The 2,464-nt window shown below is 51.1% G+C and carries 3 protein-coding genes; all 3 read left to right on the top strand.

Annotation, left to right across the window (positions count from 1 at the left end; genetic code table 11):
- Positions 1-426: hypothetical protein (locus tag ACPYOP_RS32760; RefSeq protein ID WP_481414357.1), on the top strand; the 426-nt coding region annotated here is incomplete at its 5' end.
- A gap of 203 nt (positions 427-629) precedes the next feature.
- On the top strand, positions 630-1,226 hold the full coding sequence (locus tag ACPYOP_RS32765) for an N-acetyltransferase family protein (RefSeq protein ID WP_481414358.1): 597 nt from the start codon (positions 630-632) through the stop codon (positions 1,224-1,226).
- A gap of 661 nt (positions 1,227-1,887) precedes the next feature.
- On the top strand, positions 1,888-2,397 hold the full coding sequence (locus ACPYOP_RS32770) for a hypothetical protein (RefSeq protein WP_481414359.1): 510 nt from the start codon (positions 1,888-1,890) through the stop codon (positions 2,395-2,397).
- The last annotated feature ends 67 nt before the right edge of the window (positions 2,398-2,464 follow it).

Here is a 2,464-nt window from a genome sequence, read left to right on the forward strand (position 1 = left end):
GCTGCGAAAATTCATTACCTTGGGTGCCGACGCTCTCGGGTCTGGACTTGCTTCGAAAATGTGGGGAGGGTCAAGGCACATTTTGCCCGCGGCAGGGGTGTGGAGGCAAGAGCGATCCTCGAACTGTTCAACGGCGAGCTCGTAACCTTTGAATTTTGCCGGCGCACGCAAGACCTCCGCTATGACGATCAGGTGATCGCCGAGCTGAGCTCGCTCCATACGGCGCTCAAACAATCGATATTCTTTACCTCCCACCTGAATTTGAACAAGCAAGGGGCGCTATCGATACCCTCGACGGGATCGGTCTTCCTGCGGCCTTCTCAACGCCATCGTGCTGAACATTGCAGCACTCTTTCGGTTTTCAACGGAATTTTTGCAGCCATAGCAGATGATAGTAGCGTCTGGAGTGATAAACCTCGCTCATAGATAGGCCTTCTGCTCAAAGGCGATACGTGGGAGGCAACTGGAAAAGGGTGCTTTCGACCGACAGGATAGGTCATGGAGGTGCTGCCTGCAGATATAGCCTCAAGAAGACTCGATTGCGGAGCAGAAGTGCGTGGCCCTGTAGCTTACTTTGCATCACAGCTAGCGATGGTGTGTGATCCAGATGTACGTTGGATTGCTGAAGGATGGTAGACAAAGTCATCTTCGTCCAATTGTCGGAGCCGGTAGGTCGGATCAGTTCTGACTCGGCTGCTCTGGTCGATATTGGTATGCCTTCCCTTGAAGATCTGAATGATCAGCCACAAGGCACCAGATGGGATATCATCATAAGGCTGCCGCGAGACGGTGACTGGAGCGCACTGCGTAGCTTGGTCCGAAAGGTCCATGAGCGCTCTGTCTTCTCCGATATTTCGTTTTCCGATCGGAAATTGACTGCTCTCGAGACGCAGGCACGAAATCCACAGCCGCACGAGCATGTTTTGGTTGCCGAGATCAATGGTCATGTCGTCGGCCTCGCTGGGTGTTCGGCAGGCGAGTATTTGCTCGGCGAAGGCACGGTGCTGACCACCGTCCATCTGATCGGAGTCGATACCGACTATTGTGGTCCACTCCGCTCGGCCAAGGTTTTGTCAAGCTGTTGCGTGGCATCGCAGTCTGGTCAAAGGTGCGGGGCTCGCGCCGAATACTGGTTCACGTTACAGCCGGTAATGCCTTCTAAAACACCGATCGGCTCATTCGAGCAGGCGGGGTGTTTGCATAGGAGGAAGCTATGTAGTCAATAGCTAGGTAGGGCGGTTGCAGCTTCTGGACGTGCATCGTGTATCTGGAAACGATGTGTTATTGAATTTTTGGCGGTCGATCATGTCATTTATGAATTTTCCATGGGTGGTGGGACCAATCCCAATAATTTTGACCGCGTTATCCGCATATTATTACTGGAAAATGATCGTTTTCAGAAGGCCCACGACAGCTGAAAATTCCTTTGGAATTCTTTTGCTGCCTCTGGGCGTCGTTTCATTATTTATGCAATTATTCTTCGTCTATAGATATATGTTTTCCTATGTTTTATTGTGTCAACTTATTTCTTCCATCTGTAGCTTTTTGTTGGCCATCATTGCGAATAGGCGAAGTAGTCTTCCGCATGATTTTCCGAGGGATGAGTCAAATTATCTTTTAAACATAAAATACTTGCTCAAGTTCATAGTTTTTCTTTTTTTATATAACTCCCTAATAATGTTGGTGCCATTAGGCGAAACGTGCCAGTCCGCGAGATGTTATGCTTTCGAGGCCGCATTTGGTCAGCGGAGCGCCTTGTTTCCTTGGGTTTATTTAGGCGGATTCGTCGGGTCATTGCTTCTATGTGGAGTTATCGACCGTTCCGTTCAATTGATAAAAATTCTTCTAAATTCAACGACTTCCAATCGCTAGACGCCGGGGGCAAAATTGACCGACAATAATTCGAGTGCCAACCTCTTTCCATCTGCAGACACCGTCAATAAGTTCTCGACGATTGCACAATTGAGCATTGGCTTGGCGCAAAGTGCATATGGACGTCAGATCTGGACCGGATACAACACCGCGCCGACCCGGTACTTGCCTAACGTGCAGTCAAGTCTGCCGCGGATCAATAGGCAGATTGAGGAAGGCTCATTTGCTGCAATCGCGGCGGGAACCCGCAGCGCCAGAGTTGGATCATTGGCAACGGTCGCCGATAGAATCGGGGTGGCGGCGAGGCCGTTTGGCGGCGCGATTATGCTGGGCGAGAACGCCTACGATTTGGCAACCTATCAAGGACCCAGTGGTTTTACGAGAGCAGTTGGCATTGCGGCAGACGACGCTGTGGGCGTCATTGCGGGAATAGCGACCGTTGTGGCATATGGAGCAGTCTTCGGGACTCCCGCCGGCTGGGCTGCGTTAGGTATTGGTGCGTTAGGAGCTGGAGCGGCATCGTAATGTTAACGAAGCTTGGACTTCAATGTGCGATGTTCCGCCATGACCGACCGAGATCCCCTTTATCGCC

The organism is Rhizobium sp. KNZ2-6A, assembly GCF_056755475.1.